Source organism: Bifidobacterium sp. ESL0763, from assembly GCF_029433395.1.
Lineage (GTDB): Bacteria > Actinomycetota > Actinomycetes > Actinomycetales > Bifidobacteriaceae > Bifidobacterium.
This window is the reverse complement of sequence record NZ_JAQTHW010000002.1, coordinates 1,406,414-1,432,277: the sequence shown is the minus strand read 5'-3', so window position 1 is coordinate 1,432,277 and position 25,864 is coordinate 1,406,414. Positions and strand designations below refer to the sequence as shown.

The window sequence follows — 25,864 nt, the reverse complement described above, 5'->3', positions numbered from 1 at the left end:
CGTTATAGTCATAGGTAACGCACCGCCGAGGCATGGTGGCGTGCGTGCGCCAAGCTGAAACGCAAAGGGGATTAGAGATGGTTCGGATCAATGATCGTGGGGTCAACGTCGCGGTGCTGGGGGCCACCGGCCAGGTCGGCATGGTGATGCGCCGGGTGCTCGACGAGCGTGATTTCCCGGTGGCGGACCTGCGGTTCATGGCGTCGTCCCGTTCCGCCGGCACGCGGCTCACCTGGCGCGGCCACGACATCGTGGTCGAGGACGTGGCCAAGGCCGACCTTTCCGGCATCGACATCGCCATCTTCTCCGCGGGCGGCGGCACCTCCAAGGTCTGGGCGCCGAAATTCGCCGGGGCCGGCGCCTACGTGGTCGACAACTCCTCGCAGTGGCGCATGCACGACGACGTGCCGCTGGTGGTGGCCGAGGCCAACCCCGACGACCTCGACGACATCCCGCGCCGCATCGTCGCCAACCCCAACTGCACCACCATGGCCTGCATTCCCGTCCTGAAGGCGCTCGACACCCACTTCGGCCTCAAGCGCCTGATCGTCAGCTCCTACCAGGCCGTGTCCGGGGCCGGCCGCGCCGGCGTCGAACAGCTGATGAACGAAGCCAAGGCCGCCGTCGACCAGGGCGCCGACAAGCTAGTTTTCGACGGCTCGGCCATCGACTTCCCCGAGCCCACCAAGGTGGCGCGCACCATCGCCTTCAACGCCGTGCCCTTCATCGGCGCGGTCGTCGACGACGGCAGCGAGGAGACCGACGAGGAACAGAAACTGCGCAACGAGAGCCGCAAGATCCTGCACCTGCCGAATCTCGCCGCCTCGTGCACCTGCGTGCGCGTCGGCGTTTTCACCGCCCACGGCATGTCCGTCAACGCCGAGTTCGAGCGCGACGTCACCCCCGACATGGCCCGCGAGGTTCTGAAAGCCGCGCCGGGCGTCGAGCTGGCCGACATCCCCACCCCGCAGCTGGCCGCCGGCAAGGACCCGAGTTTCGTCGGCCGCATCCGCCAGGACCAGGCCGTCGACGGCAGGAAGGGCCTCGCGTTCTTCATCGCCAACGACAACCTGCGCAAGGGCGCCGCGCTCAACGCCGTCGAGCTCGCCGAGATCATCGCCCGCAAGCACTTCGGCGCGTAGCCATCGTCTGCGTCGCCCATCGCCGATGTGACCGTAATCTCAGCAAACGGCTCGAAAATGTGATTATCTCTGCATAAGTGACGGAGGTGCGGAGATAATCTCAGAAAACGGCCTAAAAGTGTGATTGCCTTTGCATAAGTGCCGGAGATACAGCGGTGCCGGAAGCCTGACGCGTCCGCGTGACATACTGGAGATATGTCGAAGGCATCTCAAGAAGCGCAAAGGCAACTGGACCGGATCACCGCGTTGGGCTATCCCGACGTGGCCGATATGAGCGAGGCCGTGTTCCGCTCGCTGGCCCGGCCGCTGATCGAGGCGCTCGAGGACAGCGACCTGGGCACCGACATCCTCCTGGTGCCCACCCACGAGCTGGTGAGCCCCGAGTCCCTGATCTCCAGGACCAGCATCAACCGCATGGCCGGCTTCACCACCATGCCCCCGCGCGACGTCGCCAGCTTCCTGCCGCAGGACGGTTTCGAGCCGCCCGAGGGCCCGTTCTACCTGGTGGTCAGTCCCCACACCGGCACCGCCTACGTCAACCGCGAGCCCGACGTGGCCCGCAAGCTCATCGAATCCGACGAACGTGTGCCGCTCACCCTCGAGGAGGGCCTCGCCATCGCCACCCAGCACCCCGACTGGCTGGTGCGCAAGAACGGCTTCAACCTGCTTGGCTCGCGCAGCGCCGACGGCCGTTTCCCCAGCATCTGGATGAGCCAGGACGCCCCGCGCCTCGGTTCCGTGTGGCCCAACTCGCGCCACACCTGGCTGGGCAACGCCTACTGCCGCTCCCGTTGCGGCGTCTCGCTGTTCCGCTAGCCGCGTCCGCCCGGCCGCTCCCGCAAAGGCGCGGCCATGCCAAATTTTCATAGCCGCATCCCGGAACGGCAACGGTGCGTTCCGCGTTCGGTCGGTATCATTGAGGATTATCCCGCGATGTCGCTTGCATGGGCACGGCCGCCTAGGCTGTCACACAGGCGCAGCGTGGGTTTTGTCTGAAGTTACGCCGCAGAGCGCGGCGCATGGAATCAGGAAAAGGAGGAGTGATGGGTCAGGATCAATCTTCGGTATTTGATCTCGCGGCAATCGCCGCACAATCCAATGGAGGTAACAACGACCTGCTGCTGCCTCCCGCACGGTTCATCGGCGAGCCGCAGAAGCCCAGCGCCATGCCCTATGGCAAGTACGTCGCCTACGACAAGCAGATCCCGTTCGACTACCCCGAGCGCACGTGGCCGTCCAAGAGGCTGCGCCGCGCCCCGCGCTGGTGCTCGGTCGACCTGCGCGACGGCAACCAGGCGCTGGTCAACCCGATGGATTCCGAACGCAAGCTGCGTTTCTGGAACCTCTTGATCGAGATGGGCTTCAAGGAGATCGAGGTCGGCTTCCCGTCCGCCTCCGACACCGACTACGATTTCGTGCGCATGCTCATCGAGCGCGAGCTCATCCCCGACGACGTCACCATCGTGGTGCTCACCCAGGCGCGCGAGCACCTGATCCGCAAGACCTACGAGTGCCTGCGCGGCGCCAAACGAGCCGTGGTGCACTTCTACAATTCCGTCTCCGTGCTGCAGCGCGAGGTCGTTTTCCGCAAGGACAAGGAAGGCATCAAGAAGCTGGCGACCGACGCCGCGGAGCTCTGCAAGGACCTCGAGGGCGCGGCCGGCGACACCGAGCTCTATTACGAGTATTCCCCGGAATCCTTCACCGGCACCGAGCCCGACTACGCCGTCGAGGTGTGCGACGCGGTCAGCGACGTCATCAAGCCGACGCCCGAGCGCAAGATGATCATCAACCTGCCCGCCACCGTCGAGATGACCACGCCCAACGTCTTCGCCGACGAGGTCGAGTACGTCTCCACCCACCTGAAGAACCGCGATTCCATCGTGCTTTCCCTGCACCCGCACAACGACGAGGGCATGGGCGTGGCCGCCGCGGAGCTGGCCGTGCTGGCCGGCGCCGACCGCGTCGAGGGCTGCCTGCTGGGCAACGGCGAACGCACCGGCAACGTCGACCTGGTCACGCTGGGCCTCAACCTGCTCACCCAGGGCGTCGACCCGCAGATTGACTACTCCGACGTGCCGAGGATCCGCAAGACCGTCGAATACTGCAACCAGCTCACCATCTCCGAGCGCCACCCCTACGCGGGCAACTTCGTGTTCACCGCCTTCTCCGGCTCCCACCAGGACGCCATCAAGAAGGGGCTCGAGGCCCGCCAGGACGCCGCGGAGCGCGCCGGAGCCAACCTCGACGACTTCGTCTGGCTGGTGCCCTACCTGCCGATCGACCCCAAGGACATCGGCCGCAGCTACAAGGCCATCATCCGCGTCAACTCGCAGTCCGGCAAGGGTGGCATGGCCTACCTCTTGAAGACCAACCACAACCTCGACCTGCCCAAGCGTCTGCAGATCGAGTTCGAGAAGGTGGTGCAGAACTACGCCGACAAGACCGACCAGGAGGTCAAGGACGACGAGATCTGGCGCCTCTTCAAGGACGAGTACCTGCCGGTCGGGGAGTCGGGCGCGCTGGTCAACGGCGAGGCCGTCTCCGACGAGGCCGACGAGAGCCTCGAGACTTGGGGCCGCCTGCGCCTGCTCAACGTCTCGGTCACCTCGGGCGAGGACGGTTCCGACACGGTGCTCAAGGCCAGGCTGCTCGACCGTGGCGCCGAGCCCGGCGCCGACCCGATCGAGCGCGAGGTCAGTGGCGCCGGCAACGGTCCGCTCGACGCCTTCCTCAACGCGTTGGCCTCGATGGGCTTTGTGGTGAGCGTGATGGACTACGCCGAGCATTCGATGACCTCGGGCACCGACGCCACGGCCGCCTCCTACGTGGAGTGCAAGATCGGCGGCGAGGGCAACGAGCGCATCATCTGGGGCGTGGGCATCGACTCGTCGATCACCACCAGCTCCCTGAAGGCGGTCATCTCGGCCATCAACCGTTCGCGGCGCTGAAGGTCTGAGGGTCCGAAGGTCCGTGAGCTCGCTTCCGCCTCCACGATCATGCCGTTCAAAAGCTGACCGATGATGGCGGAAGAGGGCTGATTCGTAGATAACGGATAGATGGCGACAAATAACGAAAGTGGTGGCAACCGGCTCTAGGTCGGTTGCCACCACTTTTCGTTTACCTACGGATCTCAGTTACCTGTGCTCTGGGGAGTGCCGCCCTCTCCTGGAGCCGAAGGTGCGGACGGTTCGTTCGGCGTCGTCGTACCGCTGCTGTCGTTCCCGTCGCTGCCGCCGCTCATCCCGCCACCGGAGATTGTGCTCGAGCCGCCGTTGGACTCACCGGTCGACTCGTCGTCCTTCGGCGTGTAGGTGTAGGAGCGCGAGCCGCCGCCGGTGCCCCACGAGCCGTCCGGGCCGCCGACCTTGCCGGTGTCCTTGGCTACGGGGAACGCCTCGTTGGGGGTGTCGGCCAGCGCCTGCTTCATGTATTGGGTGAACAGGTGCACCGGGTAGTCGCTGCCCGTGCCGTAGCGGCCGATGTTGGGCAGCTCCTGCGGCGCGCCGTTGCCATCCGGGTCCCACATCGCGAAGACGGTGACCGTGTTGGGCGAGAAGCCGGCGAAGCTGCCCGCCGTGCCGTCGTTGGCGGTGCCGGACTTGCCGGCCACGCTCTTGCCGATGCCCCGCGCCTCGGTGGCGGTGCCGTACTGCACGGTGCCCTGCATCGCCTTGGTCACCAGCGCGGTGTCGTTGGCGTTGAAGACGCGCTCGGTGTCGGTGGGCGCGCGGTACATGTCCTTGCCCTTCGGGTCCTTGACCGCCGAGACGATGTGCAGCGTGGGCTTGTTGCCCTGGTTGGCGATCGTGGAGTAGGCCTGCGCGATGTCCTCGACGTGCACGCCGTCGTTGCCCAGCACGGTGAAGGGGTTGTTGCCGGTCACCAGCTTGGGGTTCATGCCCGCCGCCTGCGCGGTCTGCGCCACCTTCTTGGCGCCCAGGTGCTGCTGGAGGTCCATGTAGATGGTGTTGACCGAGTTGGCCGTGGCGCTGTAGAGGTTGGCGTTGCCGAAGCTCTGGTTGCCGAAGTTCTGCACCGGCTGGGTGATGTTGGTGTAGGTGCGCGGCGAGTTGCCGTTGAAGGTCGTGTTGAGGCTCACCCCGGCCTGCACCGTGGCCAGCAGCGCGAAAGGCTTCATGGTCGACCCGGGCTCGTAGGTGGCCTGCGTGGCGTTGTTGAGCTGCTTGGTCAGGTAGTCGTCGCCGGCGTAGACCGACTCGATCGAGCCGTCCTTGGGGTTGACGCTCATCCCGCCGATCTGCACGCCCGCGGGCACGATGCCGTCGCCGCCCTGCGAGGGGCTGGCCACCTTGAACATCAGGTCCTGCTTGTTCTTGTCGATGGTGGTGACGATCTTGTAGCCGCCGGTGTCGAGGTCGTCGCGGCTGAACGTGCCGTCGGCGGTCAGCTCCTCGCGCACCATCTGCAGCAGGTAGCCGTTCTGCCCGGCGTAGGAGTTCTCCTGGGCCTGCGGCGAGATGGTCTGGGGCGGCTTGGCGCTCCTGGCGTCTCCCGGCGTGATGTAGCCCTGGCTCTTCATGATCGAGATCACGCGGTTGAAGCGCTGGTCGGCGCGCTTGGAGTTCACCGCCGGGTCCCAGGTCGAGGGGGCCGGGATGATGCCGGCGAGCATGGCCGCCTCCGGCATGGTGAGGTCCTTGGCGTCCTTGTTGTAGTAGGCCTTGGCGGCCGCCTGGATGCCGTACGCCCCGCGCCCGAGGTAGATGGTGTTCATGTAGTTGCAGAGCACCTGGTCCTTGCTCTGCGTCTGCGTGATCTTGACGGCCAGGATCGCCTCGCGCAGCTTGCCGAGGTAGGTGTGGGTGTCGCCCATGTAGTAGCGCTCGGCGTACTGCTGGGTGATGGTCGAGCCGCCCTGCCGCGCCCCGCCGGTCACGTTGTTGAGGAACGCGCGCGCGATGCCCTTGAGGTCCACGCCCTTGTCCTTGTAGAAGGTCTGGTTCTCGGAAGACACGATGGACTGCCCCACGTATTTCGGCAGCGCGTCGCAGCTGATGATCTCACGGTTCTGCGTGGCGAAATGGCCCATCTCGGTGGTGCCGTCGGAATAGTAGAGGGTCGTCTTCTCTGCCATCGCGATCTTCTCGGGCTGTGGCACCTCGGTGGTCACGTAGAGATAGACGAATGCGGCGATGCCCGCCACCAGTCCGGCCAGGACGATGCCGATTATCCATTTGAGCAGCAGATGGCGCTTCTTCGGTTTCGGTGCCTTGCGGCGCGGGCCATGGTTGTTTCTGGGCATGGTCGCGCTGCCGCCGCGCCCCCTGCGTCGGCGGGGGGCGGAGGTGTGCCTGCCTGAACGGCGGGAGCCGCGCGAGGCGGCGGTCCTGGACCGTGCGGAGCTCATGTTTTTCCTGGAAGCCATGGGAACAACCGTAACCGCTGCCCCTGAGAAATCCTGCCGGTCAAACGGGTCATATCGGGGCCATATGGGGGATTCGGGGGAGTGTTTTTTATTCCCGTAGAGAAAAGGCAGGCTGGAGGTTGCACGGTCCTTTATATATATGCGGTATCTGTATGCCCCCCTCTGATCCGTGTGGGCGCCCTGTTGCGTTGGTGTATCGGGGGAATCGGCCCGTCTTGGCTCGGCTCGTTCCGTTTCGGGATATCGGGCCATGTCGCCGTTGTTCGCGCGGTTGCCCGTTCCGCGTCCATGGTGTGCGTCTGTGTGCCGCTGGCATCGTTGCAAATGGACGGAGAAAGAGGATATGTCTAACGTTTTATTACAGTGCTCTGTTATAAATCGTGAGGGTGATTTTGGCGTATTTCCGGGCGTTTCGCGGCTGTATCCGTTGTGTCCGTAGGGCAGTGGGCAAGAGGCTTTCTGGGCTTGTCGAGTGTAGTACATTATGATGTAGTACGTTACGAAGGTTTGATGAAAACCTTTTTAGAAGAGTAGAGGTTGTGGTCGATTGCGTTCAGGCGCATTGAAGGGAAGGTCTCAATGTTCAACAGGACAATGAAGACACTGACGGGTGTGCTCGCCGCCGCGGCGATGCTGGCGGTGCCGGCGTTCTCGCAGGCCGATACCACCCAGGGTTCGCCCGCCGAGGGCGACGGGGCGACGCAGGCGCAGCAGGCCGCCGCTCCGGCATCCGCTGACGAGTCCAAGACCCCGGTTCAGGCCGACCAGCAGGGCAAGGCCCCAGTCCAGGCTTCGGCCGCCGATGTCGCAGCGCAGTCGAAGGCCAATGACGGAGCGACCAGCAAGGCCACTGCCGCCGCGCAGCCGCAGGCCCAGGCCGGCCAGCCCTCCACGCAGGATGAGCCGAAGAGTTCAATCGATGTGAGGCATACGAGCATCACCATCACCGCATTCAGTGCCGGCAGCGAGCTCGACAAGGACGATTTCATCGCGAAGAGGGCAACTGTGGAAGGCGGTCCGTCCGCAGTCACCGATATTCAGTTCACAGGCGGTATGACCAAGCTTCCAGCGGATTCCAGTTTCCTCTTCGCCAATATGCCCCATATCGATCAGGTCCTCGGTTCGGGACTACTTGATACCAGTCAGGTCGTCAATATGACCGGTATGTTCCAGGGCGACAGCAACCTGCGAAAGTTCAACACGATGAGCTGGGACACCAGCCATGTCACCTCCATGAGCGGCATGTTCTCGGGTTGCGCGAAGCTGTCGCAGCTCTCCGTCGGAAGCTCTGCGGAGTTGGCCGGTGATGCGGGGATACCGCAGCCTGATCAGGGCACTTCGGGGCATAGGGATGCCACTTATACGGGTGCCTGGATACAAGTGCCTGTCATGGACACACAGTCCGCGAACGTGGATCTATCTAAGACCTATACCTCGGCCTCCCTGTCGGAGAGGACCATGGAGACGAATTCCTCAAAGTCGGGTGTTTATGTGTGGCAGGAGGCGGAGACGCTCAAGCTTAAGCCGTCCGCATCGTTGCCTGCGGGGCTCCATGCCGATGCGGACGAGCATGACGTCACGGTGCTGGGTGGCAATGCCGATCTTTCCGATGTCTCGGCGCACGACGTGTATGTACATCCCTTCTTCTACACGCCGGCACCGGCTGGCCAGTTCCAGCTTTTGGATACCAACAATAGGGTTGTCAACACGTATCGTTTTGCCGGCTGGGCCGATGTGCGCTCGAGCGGTGTGCGGCATGTCTATCAGTCGGGCGAAAAGGTGGATGTGAATTTCGGCATCGCCTACAAGACGCTCTACGAAGTGTGGGAACCGGCGCCTGTGGAACCTGCCGCTCCGACGCCCGCGACTCCTGCGGCTCCGGCGCCCAAGGCCCCTGCGGCCCCGGCTCCGGCCACGCCTTCCGCGCCCGCCATTCCCGTCGCGACGCCGCAGCTGGGTGGCGCAGACCAGACCATCGACGTCACGCCCCATCCGCTGGTGCGCAACAGCGTGAGGCCCAAGTGCGTGGAACCCACCGCCTACGTCGCCGGCTCCACGGTTCCGGCCGCCGCCGTCTGCGCGACCGAGGCGACCGTTACCCAGGTGACCGACGCCACCAGGCACATGCCGCTGTGGATCCCGCTGCTGCTTCTGCTCGCCTTCCTGGCCATCGCCGCCGCGATCAAGCGCCGTGACGACTTCATCGTGGCTCGCCACCGTGGCGCGGAGACCGCCGAGTAGCCGGTAGTCCAAGCGCAACGCTTAAAAAAAGAGACGTCATTCTGGCGTCTCTTTTTTCATTGCGATAGGTTCGATATGCGCGGCGATAAGCAACGGGCGAACACGTGGTGACGTTGTATCTTTTTTCGTTGTTCTGCGTTACAGTGAGCAATGGAATTGACATGTTGGACAAAGGAGTGACCATGAGCATTCGAGTGGCAGTCGCGGGCATCGGCAATTGTGCCTCGTCGCTGATCCAGGGGGTCGAATATTACCAGGACGCCAAGGACGACGAGAAGATCCCCGGCCTGATGCACAACAACTTCGGCGGCTACCGCGTGCGCGACATCGAGTTCGTCACGGCCTTCGACGTCGACGCGCTCAAGGTCGGCAAGGACATCTCCGAGGCCATCGGCGCCTCACAGAACAACACCTACAAGTTCTGCGACGTGCCGAACAAGGGCGTCGAGGTGTTGCGCGGGCCCACCCTCGACGGCCTGGGCGAGTACTACCGTGAGATGATCACCGAGTCCGACGCCGAGCCGGTGGACGTGGCCCAGGTATTGCGCGACAAGAAGGTCGACGTGCTGGTCAGCTACATGCCCGTGGGAAGCGAAAAGGCCGACAAGGCCTACGCGCAGGCCGCGATGGACGCCGGCTGCGCCTTCGTCAACTGCCTGCCCGTCTTCATCGCCTCCGACCCGGAATGGGCGCAGAAGTTCCGCGACGCCGGCGTGCCGATCATCGGCGACGACATCAAGAGCCAGGTCGGCGCCACCATCACCCACCGCGTGATGGCCCGTCTCTTCGAGGATCGCGGCGTGCGTCTCGACCGCACCTACCAGCTCAACGTCGGCGGCAACATGGACTTCATGAACATGCTGCAGCGCTCGCGCCTGGAGTCCAAGAAGGTCTCCAAGACCCGCGCCGTCACCTCGATTGTGCCCCACGATATGGAGGGCCGCGACGTGCACATCGGCCCGTCCGACTACGTGGCCTGGCTCGACGATCGCAAGCTCGCGTTCGTGCGCCTGGAGGGCACCACCTTCGGCGACGTGCCGCTCAACCTCGAGTACCGCCTGGAAGTCTGGGATTCGCCGAACTCCGCCGGCATCGTCATCGACGCCGTGCGAGCCGCCAAGATCGCGCTCGACCGCCACCTCTCCGGCCCGGTGCTCGCGCCGAGCTCCTACTTCATGAAGTCCCCGGCCGTGCAGCACGAGGACAACGAGGCGCGTGAGCTGGTGGAGGAATACATCGCCGGCAAGGTCGAGGCCGACGAGGCCGGGCTCGACGCCGACCTCAGGGATGCCAAGGCCAACGGCAAGGACGTCTGGCACGCCTGAGCGCAGGTGCCATACCGTATAAACCGATTCCGCCATTTTTACGCCACTGGGAAGTCCTCAGCGGCGTAAAAATGGCGGAATCGTTGCGTTGGTGGCCGGCGGCTACTTGCTCAGCAGCGGGCCGACCTGCTTGTCGTAGGCGATCAGGGCGCTGTTGATGACCTGGTGCATGTCGTAGTAGGCGTAGGTGCCCAGCCTGCCGCCGAAGACGACCTGTGGTTCGCGCGCGGCCAGGTCCTTGTAGCCCTGGTAGAGCTTCTGGTCGTCGGCGGTGTTGATGGGGTAGTAGGGCTCGTCGTCGCGGCCGGCGGCGCGGCTGTACTCCTCCCAGACCACGGTCTTGTCGGGGTTCTGGGACTCGCGACGTTCCGGGTTGAAGTTCTTGAACTCGATGGCGCGCGTATAGGGCACGTCGGCGTCCACGAAGTTCATCACCGGGCAGCCGAAGTGGTCGCCCTCGTCGTAGCGCCGCTGCTTGAAGTCGACGGTGCGCCATTTCAGGTCGCCGAGCCGGTAGTCGAAGTACTTGTCGACCGGGCCGGTGTAGACCACAGGCACGCGGCCGACGACGGCCTTCTTGTTGAACGGCTGGCTCTCATCGAAGAAGTCGACGCCGAGGGTGACATGGATTTTCGGGTCGTCGATCATGCGTTGCATCCAGGCGGTGTAGCCGTCGGTGGGCAGGCCCTCCCAGGTGTCCCTGAAATAGTGGTTGTCGTAGTTGAAACGCACGGGCAGGCGCTTGATGATCGACGCCGGCAGGTCCTCCGGCGCGGTCTGCCACTGCTTGCTGGTGTAGTTCTTGATGAACGCCTCGTAGAGCGGCCGGCCGATCAGCTGGATGCCCTTGTCGTTGAGGTTCTCCGGGTCGGTGCCGGCCAGCTCGCCCGCCTGCTCCTCGATGAGCGCCTTGGCCTGCGCGGGCGTGTAGTGCGCGTGGAAGAACTGGTTGATCGTGCCCAGGTTGATCGGCATGGGGTAGACCTCGCCGTCGTGCGTGGCGTAGACGCGGTGCTGGTAGTCGGTGAAGCTCGTGAAACGGTTGACATAGTCCCACACGCGCTTGTTGGAGGTGTGGAAGAGATGCGCGCCGTACTGGTGGATCTCGGCGCCGGTCTCCTCGTCCATATAGGAGTAGGCGTTGCCGCCGATGTGCTCGCGCACGTCGATGATCTCGACGCTGTGGCCGTGCTCGGCCGCCTGCTGGGCCACCGTCAGGCCGAAAAGCCCGGCTCCCACGACCACCAGGTCGGGCAGTTTCGTGTTCTTGTCGTTGTCGGTCATCCGTTTCCTCCCAGCTTGTTTCATGTCGGCGCCATGCGCTTTCGCGGCGCTCGCCGATTCCATACTACATACACCGGTGGCGCTCGCCGTGGGTTTACCAGGCTGGATTCGCCGCGCTCGCGTATCCGCCGGCGGGGTCCGGGGCTGGGGTATACTGGTAAAGCCTTCACGTGGCGTTATGTCGCCCAATCCCCCCAGGGCAGGAATGCAGCAAGGGTAAGCGGCCTCTGTCGGGTGCGTGAAGGTTTTCCTTTACCCGGCCAAGGTCGTGTGTCCGCGATGCGGCGGCCTCAAAATCCCTTTGCCCGCCTATCCTTGAGGTAACGGTTCACACCATCACGACAAAGGAGCACTATGGTACTGCATCGCAATCTGGGTCCGCTCGACACCACCGCCATCGGTTTGGGTGAGATGCCGCTGACCATCGAGAACAACCTCGGCGAGGCCAAGGGCATCGAGACCATCCATGCCGCGCTTGACGCCGGCTGCCGCCACATCGACACCGCCTGGTCCTACTACTGCTCGGGCGGCGAGGAACAGACCGGCGAGAAGCTGGTGCGCCGTGCCATGGCCAGCTGGGACGGCCCCAAGGACGAGGTGACCATCGCCACCAAGGTCGGCCATTTCCGCAACTTCGCCGACGACGGCAAGACCCCGACCTGGGGCGTCAACGGCCAGCCCGAGCATCTGATCGAGGCCGGCAAGCAGTCGGCGCTCGCGCTCGGCGTCGACACCATCGACCTGCTCTACCTGCACCGTCCGGACCCGAACGTGCCGTATAACGAGTCCGTCGAGGCCATCAAGCAGCTGCTGGACGAGGGCGTGGCGAAACTCGCCGGCATCTCCAACGCATCGGTCGAGCAGATCGACATCGCGCGCAAGATACTGGGCGACAAGCTCGTCGCGGTGCAGAACCAGTTCTCGCCCACCTACCAGTCCACCCGTGACACCTTGGATTATTGCGAGAAGCTCGGCCTGCCGTTCGTCTGCTGGAGCCCGCTCGGCGGCTACCGCAAGGCCAAGGACGAGAGCAAGTACGATCCGTTCCGCGAGGTCGGCCGCGCCCATGGGGTCAGCCACCAGCAGGTCGTGCTCGCTTGGGAGCTGAGCCTGGGGCGTCATGTCTTCGTCATCCCCGGCGCGCACCGCCCCGAGACCATCCTCGACAGCCTAAAGTCCGGCGACCTCAGGCTCACCGACGAGGAACTCGCCAAGCTCAACGCCTGATTGGATGGGGTGCGTCGGCGTCAACGGCTGCTTGTTCGGTTGAGTGATGCCTGAGTCTCAGACGCCGTTCCTTCCTGCCCCTAACAGATCAATCCTGCCTCTAAAAGTACATTTTCAGGGTAAAAAATGTACTAAAAAGGGCAGGATTGGTTTTTTAGAGGCAGGAACGTGGGGTGGCGCGGTCTAGACTGAAACGGTTACGGCCGAAACGGCCATGGGCAAGGGAGAAAGCTGTGGAGCGCGTGATGGCTGACGATGGCAAGAACGCAAGCGAGACGGACGAACCGATCCAGACGACGATGGTGCGACGGCACAGGCCCGAGGTGCTGGCGCCTGCGGGCAGCCTGCGCAGTCTGAAGACCGCCATCGACTTCGGGGCGGACGCCGTCTACTGCGGCGGCAAGGAATTCGGCATGCGCTCGGCGCCGAAGAACCTCTCGATGGACGACCTGAAGGCCGGGGCGCAGTATGCCCACGGGCACGGCGCGCGCGTCTACGTGACCTGCAACGTCCTGCCGCGCAACAACGAGGTGGAGGATATCAAGACCTATATCGCCCACCTGGCCGCCACCGGCATCGACGCGCTGATCGTCACCGACATCGGTGTCTTGATGGCCGCCCACTCCATCGCCCCGCAGCTCGAGCTGCACGTCTCCACCCAGGCCGGCGTCACCAATTATCTGGCCGCCAACGCGCTCTACGAGCTGGGCGCGCGCCGTGTGGTGCTGGCCCGCGAGCTCGACCTGCAGGCCATCCGCGACATCCGCGCCAACATCCCCGAGGACATGGATATCGAGACCTTCGTGCACGGCTCGATGTGCATGGCGTTCTCCGGGCGCTGCCTGATCTCCAACTATATGAACGGGCGCGACGCCAACCACGGCGAATGCTCGCAGCCCTGCCGCTGGAAATACAGCGTCGTCGAACGCAAGCGGCCTGGCCAGTTCTTCCCGGTCGAGGAGAACGACGAGGGCACCTTCCTCTTCAACTCGCAGGACATGTGCATGCTCGAGCACGTCGACGACATGATCGACGCCGGCGCCTCGAGTCTGAAGATCGAGGGCCGTGCCAAAAGTGCCTACTACGTCGCCTCGATCACCAACGCCTACAAGTGCGCCGTCGACGAATACATGGTGCAGCGCGGCTTCGAGGGCAGAGACGGCAGGCGGCTCAAGCCGTTCCACGACATGGTCCGCCGCTCGGACGTCGTCAAGGTCACCCGTGCCGTCGGCCAGCTCGAATCGGCCGGTTCCATCGGCTTCCATGGCGTCGAGGCCGCCGGTGCGGAGGCCGCCGCGAAGACGACCGTCACCGCCTCCGTGCCCGCGCTGGTCGGCCGGGACGCTACCGCGCTGCAGGGCGGGGACGGGCCGAAGCATGTCGAGCTGCCGCAATGGCTCAAGGACGAACCCTACAAGGTCTCGCACCGCGACTATTCCACCGGTTTCTACTACCCGGAGCACAAGGCCGGCCAGAACACCGACCGCGGCGGCTACTTCCGCGACTGGCTGGTGGTCGGCGAGGTCATCGGCTACGACGAGGCGACCAAACGCCTCACCCTGATGAGCCGCAACAAGATCGAGCCCGGCCAGCTGGTCGAGTTCCTGATGCCGGGGCGCAGGCCTGTGGACTACACGGTGGCGCCGGACGGCATCGAGGACGCCGACGGCAATCCGGTCGAGATGGTCAACAACCCGGCGCACGTCTTCTCGATGCCCCTGCCGTTCGCGGTGCCCGAGCATGCGATGATCCGCTCGCACGCGTTGCATCCCACGCTCAAGGCGGAATAGGGCAGGCACCCGTGCACCCGCCCTGCGATAGAGTGGCGGCATGAGCGAAACTTCAGACGGCACGATTCTCAGCAGCAACGCCATCGCGGCGACCGACAAGGCGGGCAACCCGATCCCCGTCACCATTCCCATCGACCTGGCGCCGGGCGTCAGGGTGGTCTACACCACCAGGCTCGGCGGCCTGAGCGCCGGAGACTGGGGCGATTGCAATCTCGGCGGCAAATCCGGCGACGACCCGGCGCATGTGCGCTCCAACCGCGAGGCGCTGGCCGCGACCCTCGGCGCGCCGCTCTCGCTGGTGGGGCAGGTGCATTCCGGCCATGCCATCGACGCCGACGAGGCCATGCGCCGCAACGCCTCCTATGGTTCGGACCTGTCGGGCACGCTGGCCGATCCGGCGCGGCCTTATGCCGGCGATGACGATGAAGAAATCGAGACCGAGGTCGAAGAGACGAGCGAGACCGAGACCATCGCTTCGGCAGACGGTATCGTCGTCGCGGAGGAGACCACGGTGGTCGAGCGCGCCGGCCACGTCGGTTCCACCGCCAACGCCGACTCCGCCGAACACATCGAACAGGCCGACGCGGACCATTTCCCCATGTTGCAAGCCGACGGCCAGGTCAGCTCGCAGAAGGGTGTGGCCCTGGGCATGTTCGCCGCCGACTGCCTGCCGGTGCTGCTGGCGGACCCGGATGCCGGCGTCATCGGCGCCTGTCATTGCGGCAGGAAGGGCCTGCAGCGCGGCGTCATCGGCTCCACCGTCGAACTGATGGTCGCCAAGGGCGCCAAGCCCGAGTGCATCGTGGCCACCTTGGGCCCGTGCATCTGCGGCGACTGCTACGAGGTGGGCGACGAGATCGCCGATGAGTTCGACGCGCAGTTCCCCGGCACCTTCACCCTCACCCGCTTCGGCGGCCCCGGCATCGACATCGCCAAGGCGGCCCTGCAGGAGCTCGCCAAGGCCGGCGTCCCGCGCGAGCGCGTCATCGACTCGGCCCCGCGCGTGCGTGCCGCGACCCAGTACCTCGACCACGACGCCGAGCTCGCCGATTTGTGCGCCAAGGACGGCGAAGGCCCCGAGGATCTCGCCGAGCGCATCGGCGCGGTCCGCCACAGCCTCTGCACCCTGGAAAACCCGCTGTTCTACTCCCATCGCCGCACCTCGCTGGCGCACAAGGAGCACGAGGGCCGCCTGCTCGCGCTGATCGTGCGGCAATAGCGCCGCGGCGTTTCGCCCGGGGCGCTAGACTGGGAACCATGAAACAACTAAGTGTCGTGATCTCTGGTTTCGCCTCCTACCCCGGCGTGGAGCGCAATCCCTCGCATGAGGTGCCCCAGGCCTTCGCGCAGGCCGGACTGGGCGACGAGCCGGACGACCTGCTCGACGACGTGGACCTGAGCGTCAACACCGTCGAGCTGCCGGTCAGCCTCGAGCAGGCCTGGCCGCGGCTCAAGGAGACGCTCGACGCCACGCATCCCGACATCGTCATCGCCACCGGGATGAAGAAGGAGGCTCGCGGCATCCTGCTCGAGCGCTGCGCCACCAACGTCATCGACACCTCGCGCCGCCTGGCCCAGGGCTATGTCCCGTCAGCCCCGGCGCAGGGCTCCGACGCGACCTCGCGCAAACCGGTTGACCCGCAGGGCCCCGCGGGGTTCTGGACCCGCCTGCCGCTGCGCGCCATCCTCGACGATTTCGGCTCGCACGGCATCCCCTCGGCCCTGAGCTCCGACGCCGGCACCTTCCTCGGCAACCTCGTCTTCTACAACCTCATGCGCTGGTCGACCGGCCAGGAGCGCTGCCTCGCCGGGCTCGTAAGCTTCCCGGTGATCACCGACGAGCCTCACCCGCGCCACGGGCTCAGCCTGGACCAGCAGGTCGAGGCCTGCCGCGCGGTGGTGCGCCAGTCCGCCAGGTACTATCTCGATCCTTCATCCTCCGACATCCTGATCGCGTAGGCGGTGCCGTCGCCGCGTCGTGGCCGTATCCGCCTATTCCACCGGCTATACACGGATGAACGTTCCCAGGCCCGCCAATGATGACGGGCCTTACGTATTATCGCAAGCCGGAAACCGGAATCGCGGGCCCGGTTTCGCGTCGTCTCTGTGTGGATTGGGCGTTTCCCATCCCGTCGCGCCGGCCGGTATACTACACTGATTCACAGTGTTGAAATTTGCGGCTTTGGTCGCAGGGTGAAAGGAACAACCATGGTGGACCGCTTCCCGACGGAGCTGCGCGGATACAACAAGGAAAAGGTGGACGAGTCGTTCGCGGCGATGCAGGAGACGCTCGACCGCATGCGCGCCCAGGTCAGCTCGAGCGACGACTCCATCCTCCAGTTGCAGGCGCAGCTGCAGGAAGAGAAGAAGAAGGCCAAGAGCGTCTCCGGCAACTCGTTCGCGTCCCTGGGCGCCAACGCGCAGCAGATGCTCGCCAGCGCCGAGCAGACCAGCAAGGAGCTGATCGAGCGCGCCAAGCAGGACGCCGCCAGCACCCGCGCCTCCGCCAAGGCCAAGGTCGAGACCCTGATCAACAACGCCAAGCTCGACGCCCAGCACATCCGCGACGAGGCCAACGCCAAGGCCGCCACCGTGCTCGCCAAGGCCCAGACCGAATCCGAGTCCATCACCACCTCCGCCAAGCAGGACGCCACGCGCCTGCGCGAGGAGACGGCCAAGACCGTCACCGAGCAGCGCGACACCGTCGAGATCGAGCTGAGCAACAACCGCGAGGAGCACAGCAAGCGCCTCGCCAGCGAGAAGGCCAAGCAGGACCGCGAGATCTCCGAGATGAAGGCGAAGGCCACCCAGCAGGTCGCCGACCAGCGCAAGTCCGCCAACGAAGAGATCACGAAGATGAAGAGCGACGCCAGCGACCAGATCGAGACGGCGCTTTCCGAGGCCAACAAGAAGCTCGCCAACGTGCGTGAGCAGGTCTCCCACATGACCACCGAGGCCCAGCGCAAGGCCGTCGAGATCACCGACGCCGCCAAGTCCAAGGCCCAGGCCATCACCGACGAGGTGGAGGTCAAGCGCACCAAGACCCTCAGCGAGCTCGACGCCGAGGTGGAGCAGATCCGCCAGGACATCACCCAGCAGCAGGACGACGCCACCGCCAAGGTCAACGATCTGCTGAAGACCCTGAGCGAGAGCCGCGCCTCCGCCAAGAAGGAGGCCGACAAGCTCATCGCCGACGCCAAGGACGTGCGTGACGACGCCGATTCCTACGCCGTCTCCAAGCGCCAGGAGGCCGACAAGCAGGCCAAGGAGCTCATGGAGAAGGCCAACGAGGAAGCCGCCTCCCGCATCGAGGAGCGCCGCCAGGCCGCCCAGGGCGAGCTCGATGGGCTCGACAAGCGCATCAAGGAGCTGCAGGAGCGCGAGGCGACCATCACCCAGCGCGTCACCGAGCTGCGCTCCATGTTCTCCAACGCCTTCTCCGGCTTCGGCTTCACCGACGACAAGCAGGCCGGCGCGGACGTGCCGGTGATGAACGCCGTGGCCGACGACCTCGACCAGGCCGCCGAGCAGGACGAGCAGGCGGCGCAGGCCGAGTCGGGCGAAGCGAACGAGGCGCAGGCCGCGCCCCAGCCGCAGCAGGCCGAGCCCGCGGCCCAGGCGGCTCCCGCGCAGGAGGCTCCGGCCCAGGCGGCACCCGCTCAGGCGCAGCCCGCGCAGCAGCAGCCGCTTCCGCCGTCCATCCAGCCGACCCAGCACCACAAGGGCCGCACGGCCAGCAGCTACCCGGACGAGGACTTCAACCGCGGCGGCGAGCCGGCGGGCGGCTCTCGCTGAGCGTGAATGATGAAACGGCATCCGTTCCACGTCCCTTTGCGGGCGGGGCGGATGCCGTTTCGCGAAAGGCCTTGCGTGCCCGTTGCCGGCGGCGGTGATATGCCGGCCCATGTATCGTTGGCGCGTGACGTTCGATGACGTCGCGCGCCATGGTTGTTACCCATGAAGATATTGAAGGAGTTGTTTGTGATGAGTGAGATCACGCCGTTGGACGACGACAGGCTCAACCAACTGCGCGAGGGCTTCGACGCCTCGCGCTCCAACCGCATGGCGATGAACGCCGTGACGACCTCCGGCATCAACCCGGTGGCCCACAACTACGACCGCGCCCGCACCCTGCAGCGTCGGTTCTCCGTGACCGTCGACAACGGCGAGGTCACCAACCAGAACCATTCCGGCCGCTGCTGGCTCTTCAGCTCGCTGAACGTGGCGCGCTTCGTCGCCAAGCGCAACCTCAATCTCGACAAGTTCGAGTTCTCGCAGAACTACGCGATGTACTTCGACAAGCTCGAGCGCATCAACTACTTCCTGCGCGACGTCGCCGCCCTCGTGCGCGCCGGCGAGCCCGCGGACTCGCAGCTGATGCTCCACCTCTTCGCCGATGTGATGGGTGACGGCGGCCAGTGGACCATGGCCATGAACGTCTACAAGAAGTACGGCGCCGTGCCGAAGGACTTCTTCCCCGAGACCGCCTCCTCGAAGAACACCGGCGAGATGAACACGCAGCTGCGCCGCATGCTGCACACCGCCGTGGCGCACATGTACGCCGATCCCTCCGCCATCGACGAGATCGTGGCGAAGGGCGTCGAGGCCGGCCACCGCATGCTCACCATCCACCTGGGCGAGCCGCCGAAGAGCTTCGACTGGGAGTGGAAAGACAAGGACGGCGAGTTCCACCGCGACGGCGAGATCACTCCCGTCGAGTTCTGGAAGAAATACGTCGGCCCGGCGCATCTTGAGGACTACGTCTGCCTCGTCGACGATCCGCGCGCCGAGCACGCCAAGGGCAGGAAGATCGGCATCGAGCACCTGGGCAACGTGGCCGGGGGAGACCCGACCGAGTACCTCAACGTCGACAACGCGTTCATGAAGGACTGCGTGCGCCGCATCCTGGCCGAGCAGGGCATCCCCGTGTGGTTCGGCGCGGACTGCCATCCGATGATGGACCGCGACGGCGGCGCCTGGGCCACCGACCTCTTCGAGTACGGCAAGGTCTACGACGTCGACTTCGACATGAGCAAGGAGCAGCGCGTGCGCTACGGCGACTCCGCGATGAACCACGCGATGGCGTTCGTCGGCGTCGATGTGGCCGACGACGGCAAGACCACCAACCGCTGGCGCGTCGAGAACTCCTGGGGCTGCAAGGTGGCCGACAAGGGCTACTTCACCATGGCCGACGACTGGTTCACCGAGTACGTCTACGAGGTCGCCGTCCCGAAGTCGATGCTCCCCGCCGACTACCAGGCCGCGCTCAATGAGCCCGCCACCATGCTCCCGGCGTGGGATCCGATGGGCGCATTGGCCTGAGGACAATAGCCCGGTGGGCTATTTTCGGCCAATACGCGCCTGTGGTCGAAAGCTTCCGGCCACAGGCAACCAGTCGAGCCCATAACCCACACATCCCGCTACTAACAAGACAATCCTGCGAGAAAACGTACGTTTTGAGGGGTCATTCCGTACGTTTTCTAGCAGGACTGTCTTGTTTATGGCGGGATTGTCTTGTTTCTGACAGGACCGCCGGCAATTGAGGCAGAAGGGCACCGTGGCCCATCGCCGTGAGCGCAGCAGCCCGGGCCGGTAAATTGGGCGGTCGCGCCCGTCGCCATGGCAAAACGTTTATAATGAACTCACCATTATCGTTTCGGCGCCATGGCGGCGTCGAATGAAGGAGAAGGAGGGAATCATGGTGGTGATGCGCGGACCAGGAAGCTCCGAGGATGCCCAGCGATTCGACAAAGAGGCAGTCTACCCCGAGACCGTGGATGTCAACATCCGCCAGCTCGACCCGATTCCCGCACCCCGTGTCTTTCTCAAGGAACAGCCGCTGACCAAGCCGATGGGCGATCTGGTGCTCAGGAGCCGCCAGGAGATCCGCGACATCCTGCACGGCCGCGACGACCGCCTGCTCGTGCTCGTCGGCCCCTGCTCCATCCACGACCCGAAGGCCGCGAAGGACTATGCGCAGCGCCTGGCCAAGGCCAACGAGGAGCTGAAGGACCGGCTGATGATCGTGATGCGCGTCTACTTCGAGAAGCCGCGCACCACCGTGGGCTGGAAGGGCCTGATCAACGACCCGGACCTCGACGGCGAGTTCAACATCCGCAAGGGCATGCATCTGGCGCGCCAGGTGCTCGCCGACGTGCTGGGCCAAGGCCTGCCCGCCGCCACCGAGTGGCTCGACCCGATCACCCCGCAGTATCTTTGCGACATGGTCAGCTGGGGCGCCATCGGCGCGCGCAACACCGAAAGCCAGGTGCATCGCGAGCTGGCCAGCGGCATGTCGATGCCGATCGGGTTCAAGAACTCCACTGACGGCTCGGTGAAGGTCGCGGCCGACTCCTGCTATGCGGTCGCCAACGAGCACCATTTCCTCTCCATCAATCTCGACGGGCGCGTGATCTCGGCGGAGACCAAGGGCAACCCGGACTGCCACATCATCCTGCGCGGCTCCAACACCGGCCCGAACTACGACTCGAAGTCGGTGGCCGACGCCCTCGAGATGCTCAAGCAGTCGAAGGTCACCGGTCCGAGCGAGCACGGTCTGGTCATCGACGCGGCGCATGGCAACTGCGGCAAGGACGAGGTGCGCGAGGCCGAGGTCGTCGAGAACATCGCGGCGCGCCTGGCCAAGGGCGAGCCCGGCATCTTCGGCGTGATGATGGAAAGCAACATCCGCGGCGGCCACCAGTCGCCCGCGCCGCTTGACCAGCTGGTCTACGGCCGTTCGATCACCGACTCCTGCATCCCGTGGGACCGCACCAACGAGCTGCTGCACACGCTCGCCGACGCCGTCACCGCGCGCCGCAAGCTGGACGGTGAGTGACCGATCGACGATCCGCTTGCGTCGAAAAGCAGCAATATCGCGTGCTGAATCTGCTTTTTGACGCGGTTGGTGACTTATGCGCGTCGAAAAGCAGCAATATCGCGTGCTGAATCTGCTTTTTGACGCAGTCGGTGACCTATGCGCGTCGAAAAGCAGATATCAGAGGCCGTTTTTCTGCTTTTCGACGCGTTTTGCGTAGAGAATCGGAGGGCCGGCGCCGGTCGCGGCCGACTATGGCCTATCCTTGGAACCAGTAACAGTGAACGCCGCCATATGCCATGATTCGCGCCTCGAAACCGGCGCGGATTGGCGGATGGCGGCGCGTAGGCCGATAAGGCGACGAGTGGAGCATGATGAACATGGGCAATGAAGGTATGGCAGGCACGGCGGGCGCGACGGCGGGCGGCGGCAACGACAGCGTGGCCGCGCGATCCGAGGGCGCGATCAACGACGCCAAGAACCGGGCGGCGATCAAGAAGGCCATCAAGAACGGCGAGAATCCGCTGAAGACCACGGACATGCGCCGCTGGGAGGACGAGGTGGGCGTCAGCCGCATCGTCAACCGCCGCGTCTTCGAGCTCGCGCCGCTGCCCACCCCCGCCGACGTGCTCACCGACATGCCGCTGAGCGGGAAGAACCAGGACCTGGTGGCCCGTTCGCGCGACGAGATCCGCGCCTGCCTCTACGGCCAGGACGACCGCCTGCTGGTCATCGTCGGCCCCTGTTCGGTGCACGACCCCAAGGCCGCGCTCGACTACGCGCAGCGGCTCGCCAAGGCCAACGAGGAGCTGAAGGACCGGCTGATGATCGTGATGCGCGTCTACTTCGAGAAGCCGCGTACGACCATCGGCTGGAAGGGCCTGATCAACGACCCCGACATCGACGGCAGCCACCACATCAACAAGGGGCTTCTGCTCGCCCGCAAGATCCTGCTGGGCGTGCTCGACGCCGGCCTGCCCGCCGCCACCGAGTTCCTGGAACCGACCAGCCCGCAATATATCTCGGATGCGGTGAGCTGGGGCGCCATCGGTGCGCGCAACACCGAGTCGCAGATCCACCGGCAGCTGGCCAGCGGCCTGTCGATGCCCGTCGGCTTCAAGAACGCCACGGACGGCTCGGTCAAGGCCTCCATCGACGGCTGTTTCACCGCCGGCCAGCAGCACACCTTCTTCGGCATCGACCACCTGGCGCGTGCCAGCGCCGTGGAGACCCTGGGCAACCCCGACTGCCACGTGGTGCTGCGCGGCTCCTCGCACGGCCCGAACTATGACGCGCAGTCCGTGAAGGTGGCCATGGAGGCGGTGCGCAAGGAGATGCCCGCCGAATCCGCCGCCGCCCACGGCCTGGTCATCGACTGCTCGCACGGCAATTCCGGCAAGGACGAGGTGCGTCAGGCGCAGGTCGTCCGCGACCTCGCGGCGCGACTGGCCCAGGGCGAACCGGACATCGTGGGCTTGATGATGGAGAGCAACATCCGCGGCGGCAACCAGCCCGCCGCCCCGCTCGACCAGCTCGAATACGGCAAGTCGATCACCGACCGGTGCATCTCCTGGCCCGACACCGAGCAGCTGCTGCGCGAGCTGGCGCAGGCGGTGGACGCCCGTCGCGCCAGATAACGGCTCGGCGTGCGCGGGTAAGTTCGGCAAAGCCAAACACGACCCGGCAGATGTAACCACACTCAACCGCGCCAGACCGGACGTAACCAAACCGATCATAACCAAACCAACCCAGGCGGGTCGGGCCGAATCGGCCTGCCCGCCACACAACAAACGGAGCAGAACATGAAGACCATCGCCATCATCGGAGCCATGGAAGAGGAAGTCGCCCTGATCGCCAAGTCGCTCGGCGGGGTGGAGCACAACAAGGTCGCCAGCCTCGACATCAACGTCGGCACGGTGGCCGCCAAGTCCGGCGAACAGGTCACCGTGGCCGCCACCGTGGGCGGCATGGGCCTGGTCAACGCCGCGGCGACCACCCAGTGCCTGATCGACCAGTACCATCCCGACGCCGTGATCTTCTCGGGCATCGCCGGCTCGCTCAACAAGTCGATGCACATCGACGACGTGGTGCTGGGCGGCACCCTGCGCTACCTCGATTCCGACATGCGCATGATCGCCCAGTGGAAGCCCGAGACCGAGGAGTTCCACAGCGACCGGCACCTGCTCGAGGTGGCCGACGCGGTGCTCGGCGAGATGGGCATCCACCACATGACCGGTGTGATCGCCTCCGGCAACAACTTCATCGGCACCCCCGTGGCCGCCGCCGTGGTCGCCGAGAAGACCCACGCCGACGCCGTGGAGATGGAGGGCGCCGCGGTGGCGCATGTGGCCGCCCGCAATGACGTGCCCGCGCTGGTCATCCGTGCGCTTTCCGATGAGGCCGACACCGAGTACGAGCAGTTCAAGGAATTCGACATCTCCGAGTACGCCGACACCGCCGCGCGCCTGGCGCTCAATATCGTCGCGAGCCTGTGAGGAGCCGCGGGGCTGAGGAGCCTGCGCGTCCGGCAGGAAGTGAGACGATGGAGCCTCGCGCCTGAATGGGCACGCCGGTGGCATGAAACCGATGGCACCGGCATGCCCCGCTTATGAACATTCCATGAAGACGTGTGAACGTCCGGTGGCAGCGTCGCCGATGCCGCCGCGTGCACGATGTGGAGGATTCGCGTCGGTGTGTGGCGAAACCGGGCGCTCTGTAAAGGGGTTGTGCCCGCGGGTGCAGATACGGTCACGCCCTGTGTACGTGGCCCGTCAGGAGCCGTAGCCTTCCAGTGGTTCGTTGGTTTGCCTTGAAACCGCTGGGAGGTTTTTCATGTCGTCGTCTCGCTTGTCTTCTCGATGGTCCGCGGCCCGTCCGTGGCTGGTGTTCGTGGGTTGTTGTGTGCTGTCGCTGGTCGGATTCGGCATGGTCATCAACACCCCGGGCCTCTATTATGCCGTGCTGAGCCACGACCTTGGCGTGACGCGCGCGCAGGTCGCGCTGGCGACCACCATCATGAACGGCGTGGGGGCGCTGACGATGCTCGTCGCCGGGCGCGTGATGCGGCGCGTCGACTCTCGGCTGCTGATCAGCGGCTGCGTAGTGGTCTGCTCGGTGGTGTTCTTCCTCGGCTCCTATTTCACCTCGCTCTGGCAGTTCTACGTGGCGTTCGTCGTCCTCGGCGTCGCCTATGTCATCCCCGTCTCGCTGGCCCCCAGCGTCCTGCTCTCCAACTGGTTCGAGGAGAAGGTCGGCATGGTCATGGGCATCGCGCTCGGGCTCTCCGGCATCGGCGGCACGATCTTCAACCCCATCGTCTCCTCGTGGATCTCGGACTTCGGCTGGCGGACCTCCTACAGGCTCACCGCGCTGGTGCTCTCCGTGTGCATCCTGCCGTTCTCGCTGCTGGTGCTGAAGTTCCTGCCGGACGCCTCGCGCGGCGAATACGCCTACGGGCACGGGCGGAAGGCGACACCGGCACCGGTGGCCGCGTCGGCCGGACAAACAGACTCGGGCACGGCGGCTGCCACCACCGGCGACCTCGAGGGCATGAGCGCCCACGACGCCTACCGCACGCTCACCTTCGTGCTGCTGGCGGTCATCTCCGTGCTCCTGCAGTTCACCTCCGGGCTGGTGCAGCACGTCTCCGGCTACGAGCAGACGCGCGGACTGAGCCTGACGCAGGGGGCGCTGGTGGTCTCCGGTATCATGCTGGGCGCTGCCCTCGGCAAGGCGAGCATCGGCATGGCCCTCGACCGCTTCAAGGTCGAGCTGGTCCTGGCGGCCTACTCGTTGGTCGGGCTCGCCGGCTGGCTGCTGATGATGCTGATCGCCTCGCCGGGCCCGGCCACGGTCTTCGGCTTCCTGGCGGGGCTGGGCCAGGGGGTGGTGCTGGTGGCGGTGCCGTGGCTGGTGCGCCGCTGCTTCGGGCCACGTGATTACGCCGAGATCTTCAGCGGCGTGCAGGTGGCGGGCACGATGGCGCTCGCGCTGTCGGCCACGGTGCACGGCGCCGTCTTCGACATGGCCGGCACCTACCTGCCCAGCCTGTTGAGCGCCGTGGTGTTCTTCGCCATCGCCGCGCTCGGCATGCCGGCCGCCTACCGGCTCCGTCCCAAGAAGAAGTGAGGCGGCCGGCCGGACGACGGAAGGCAAACTAGGCCAGCGGCGAACGGCACATGTCTCCACGAAGAAGTGGGTCGATCGGCCGGACGGCGGAAGAACGCGATGCGCTGTCGCCCGGCCGTCTCCGTTTCCATTTCGCAATTATGGTCATCGAGGTTTCCGCCTCGCCGTCGCACCCTATACTGGACGGAGATGCGGGTATCCGTCGCCGATGGCCCCGCAACACGGTTCGGATAGGGGACGGGAATGGACAAAGCGGTCATCACGGTGGTCGGGCAGGACACGGTCGGTATCATCGCGCAGGTATGCACCCATCTTTCGCGGCATTTGGTCAACGTGCTAGACATCTCGCAGACTATCATCGACGGGTTCTTCAACATGATGATGATCGTGGACTACGCCAAGGCGGACGAGGAGTTCTCGGCGCTGGTCGACGGGCTGGAGGCGCTCGGCGGGAAGATCGGCGTGCGCATCCGCTGCCAGCGCGAGGAGATTTTCACGAGCATGCACCGGGTCTGAGGGGA

18 protein-coding genes and 1 other RNA gene are annotated in these 25,864 nt (G+C 65.2%); 17 read left to right on the top strand and 2 right to left on the bottom strand.

The genetic code is table 11. From position 1 onward, the window contains the following. The first annotated feature begins 77 nt into the window (after nt 1-77). The 3 genes from PT282_RS06550 (at nt 78) to leuA (ending at nt 4,093) form a co-directional block, all read left to right on the top strand. Nucleotides 78-1,142 carry an aspartate-semialdehyde dehydrogenase gene (locus tag PT282_RS06550; protein WP_277168728.1) on the top strand — a complete coding sequence of 355 codons (1,065 nt, stop codon included), beginning with the start codon at nt 78-80 and terminating at the stop codon, nt 1,140-1,142. A 195-nt stretch (nt 1,143-1,337) separates the two neighbouring features. Then, the gene (locus PT282_RS06545) at nt 1,338-1,958 is read left to right on the top strand and encodes a DUF5701 family protein (RefSeq protein ID WP_277168727.1); all 621 of its coding nucleotides are present in this window, start codon (nt 1,338-1,340) and stop codon (nt 1,956-1,958) included. A 227-nt stretch (nt 1,959-2,185) separates the two neighbouring features. Next, on the top strand, nt 2,186-4,093 hold the full coding sequence (leuA, locus tag PT282_RS06540; RefSeq protein WP_277168726.1) for a 2-isopropylmalate synthase: 1,908 nt from the start codon (nt 2,186-2,188) through the stop codon (nt 4,091-4,093). A 182-nt stretch (nt 4,094-4,275) separates the two neighbouring features. Here leuA and PT282_RS06535 read toward each other — a convergent pair whose 3' ends face one another. Then, nucleotides 4,276-6,531, bottom strand: coding sequence for a transglycosylase domain-containing protein (locus PT282_RS06535; RefSeq protein ID WP_277168725.1), 2,256 nt, complete (start codon nt 6,529-6,531; stop codon nt 4,276-4,278). A gap of 579 nt (nt 6,532-7,110) precedes the next feature. Here PT282_RS06535 and PT282_RS06530 point away from each other — a divergent pair. Then, a complete protein-coding gene (locus tag PT282_RS06530; RefSeq protein WP_277168724.1) occupies nt 7,111-8,772 on the top strand; it encodes a BspA family leucine-rich repeat surface protein in 1,662 nt (553 codons plus the stop codon). A 182-nt stretch (nt 8,773-8,954) separates the two neighbouring features. Next, nucleotides 8,955-10,097 carry an inositol-3-phosphate synthase gene (locus tag PT282_RS06525; protein ID WP_277168723.1) on the top strand — a complete coding sequence of 381 codons (1,143 nt, stop codon included), beginning with the start codon at nt 8,955-8,957 and terminating at the stop codon, nt 10,095-10,097. A gap of 102 nt (nt 10,098-10,199) precedes the next feature. Here the strand turns inward: PT282_RS06525 and glf are convergent, their stop codons facing one another. Then, a complete protein-coding gene (gene glf / locus PT282_RS06520) occupies nt 10,200-11,381 on the bottom strand; it encodes a UDP-galactopyranose mutase (RefSeq protein ID WP_277168722.1) in 1,182 nt (393 codons plus the stop codon). A gap of 157 nt (nt 11,382-11,538) precedes the next feature. Here glf and ffs point away from each other — a divergent pair. From ffs to PT282_RS06460, 12 genes are all read left to right on the top strand, one after another. Next, an RNA gene (gene ffs, locus PT282_RS06515) (signal recognition particle sRNA small type) lies at nt 11,539-11,635 on the top strand. Between the two features lie 100 nt (nt 11,636-11,735). Beyond that, the gene (locus tag PT282_RS06510; protein WP_277168721.1) at nt 11,736-12,608 is read left to right on the top strand and encodes an aldo/keto reductase; all 873 of its coding nucleotides are present in this window, start codon (nt 11,736-11,738) and stop codon (nt 12,606-12,608) included. Nucleotides 12,609-12,907: 299 nt separating this feature from the next. Further along, nucleotides 12,908-14,398, top strand: coding sequence for a U32 family peptidase (locus PT282_RS06505; protein ID WP_277168977.1), 1,491 nt, complete (start codon nt 12,908-12,910; stop codon nt 14,396-14,398). A 40-nt stretch (nt 14,399-14,438) separates the two neighbouring features. After that, nucleotides 14,439-15,617 (top strand): polyphenol oxidase family protein, encoded by a 1,179-nt coding sequence (locus PT282_RS06500; RefSeq protein WP_277168719.1) that lies wholly within the window; start codon nt 14,439-14,441, stop codon nt 15,615-15,617. 38 nt (nt 15,618-15,655) lie between these two features. Next, nucleotides 15,656-16,357: a pyroglutamyl-peptidase I gene (locus tag PT282_RS06495; protein ID WP_277168718.1), complete on the top strand. Its 702-nt coding sequence runs from the start codon at nt 15,656-15,658 to the stop codon at nt 16,355-16,357. Between the two features lie 249 nt (nt 16,358-16,606). Then, nucleotides 16,607-18,193 carry a cell division protein gene (locus tag PT282_RS06490; RefSeq protein WP_277168717.1) on the top strand — a complete coding sequence of 529 codons (1,587 nt, stop codon included), beginning with the start codon at nt 16,607-16,609 and terminating at the stop codon, nt 18,191-18,193. A gap of 189 nt (nt 18,194-18,382) precedes the next feature. Then, nucleotides 18,383-19,720: a C1 family peptidase gene (locus PT282_RS06485; RefSeq protein WP_277168716.1), complete on the top strand. Its 1,338-nt coding sequence runs from the start codon at nt 18,383-18,385 to the stop codon at nt 19,718-19,720. Between the two features lie 376 nt (nt 19,721-20,096). After that, nucleotides 20,097-21,236, top strand: a complete 1,140-nt coding sequence (locus PT282_RS06480; RefSeq protein ID WP_277168976.1) for a 3-deoxy-7-phosphoheptulonate synthase — start codon at nt 20,097-20,099, stop codon at nt 21,234-21,236. Between the two features lie 518 nt (nt 21,237-21,754). Beyond that, complete coding sequence (locus PT282_RS06475; protein WP_374114168.1) at nt 21,755-22,852, top strand: 3-deoxy-7-phosphoheptulonate synthase; 1,098 nt, start codon at nt 21,755-21,757, stop codon at nt 22,850-22,852. A gap of 165 nt (nt 22,853-23,017) precedes the next feature. After that, a complete protein-coding gene (gene mtnN, locus PT282_RS06470; protein ID WP_277168714.1) occupies nt 23,018-23,710 on the top strand; it encodes a 5'-methylthioadenosine/S-adenosylhomocysteine nucleosidase in 693 nt (230 codons plus the stop codon). Nucleotides 23,711-24,062: 352 nt separating this feature from the next. Then, a complete protein-coding gene (locus PT282_RS06465) occupies nt 24,063-25,343 on the top strand; it encodes an MFS transporter (protein WP_277168713.1) in 1,281 nt (426 codons plus the stop codon). A 243-nt stretch (nt 25,344-25,586) separates the two neighbouring features. Next, nucleotides 25,587-25,859, top strand: coding sequence for an ACT domain-containing protein (locus PT282_RS06460; protein WP_277168712.1), 273 nt, complete (start codon nt 25,587-25,589; stop codon nt 25,857-25,859). Nucleotides 25,860-25,864 lie beyond the last annotated feature (5 nt).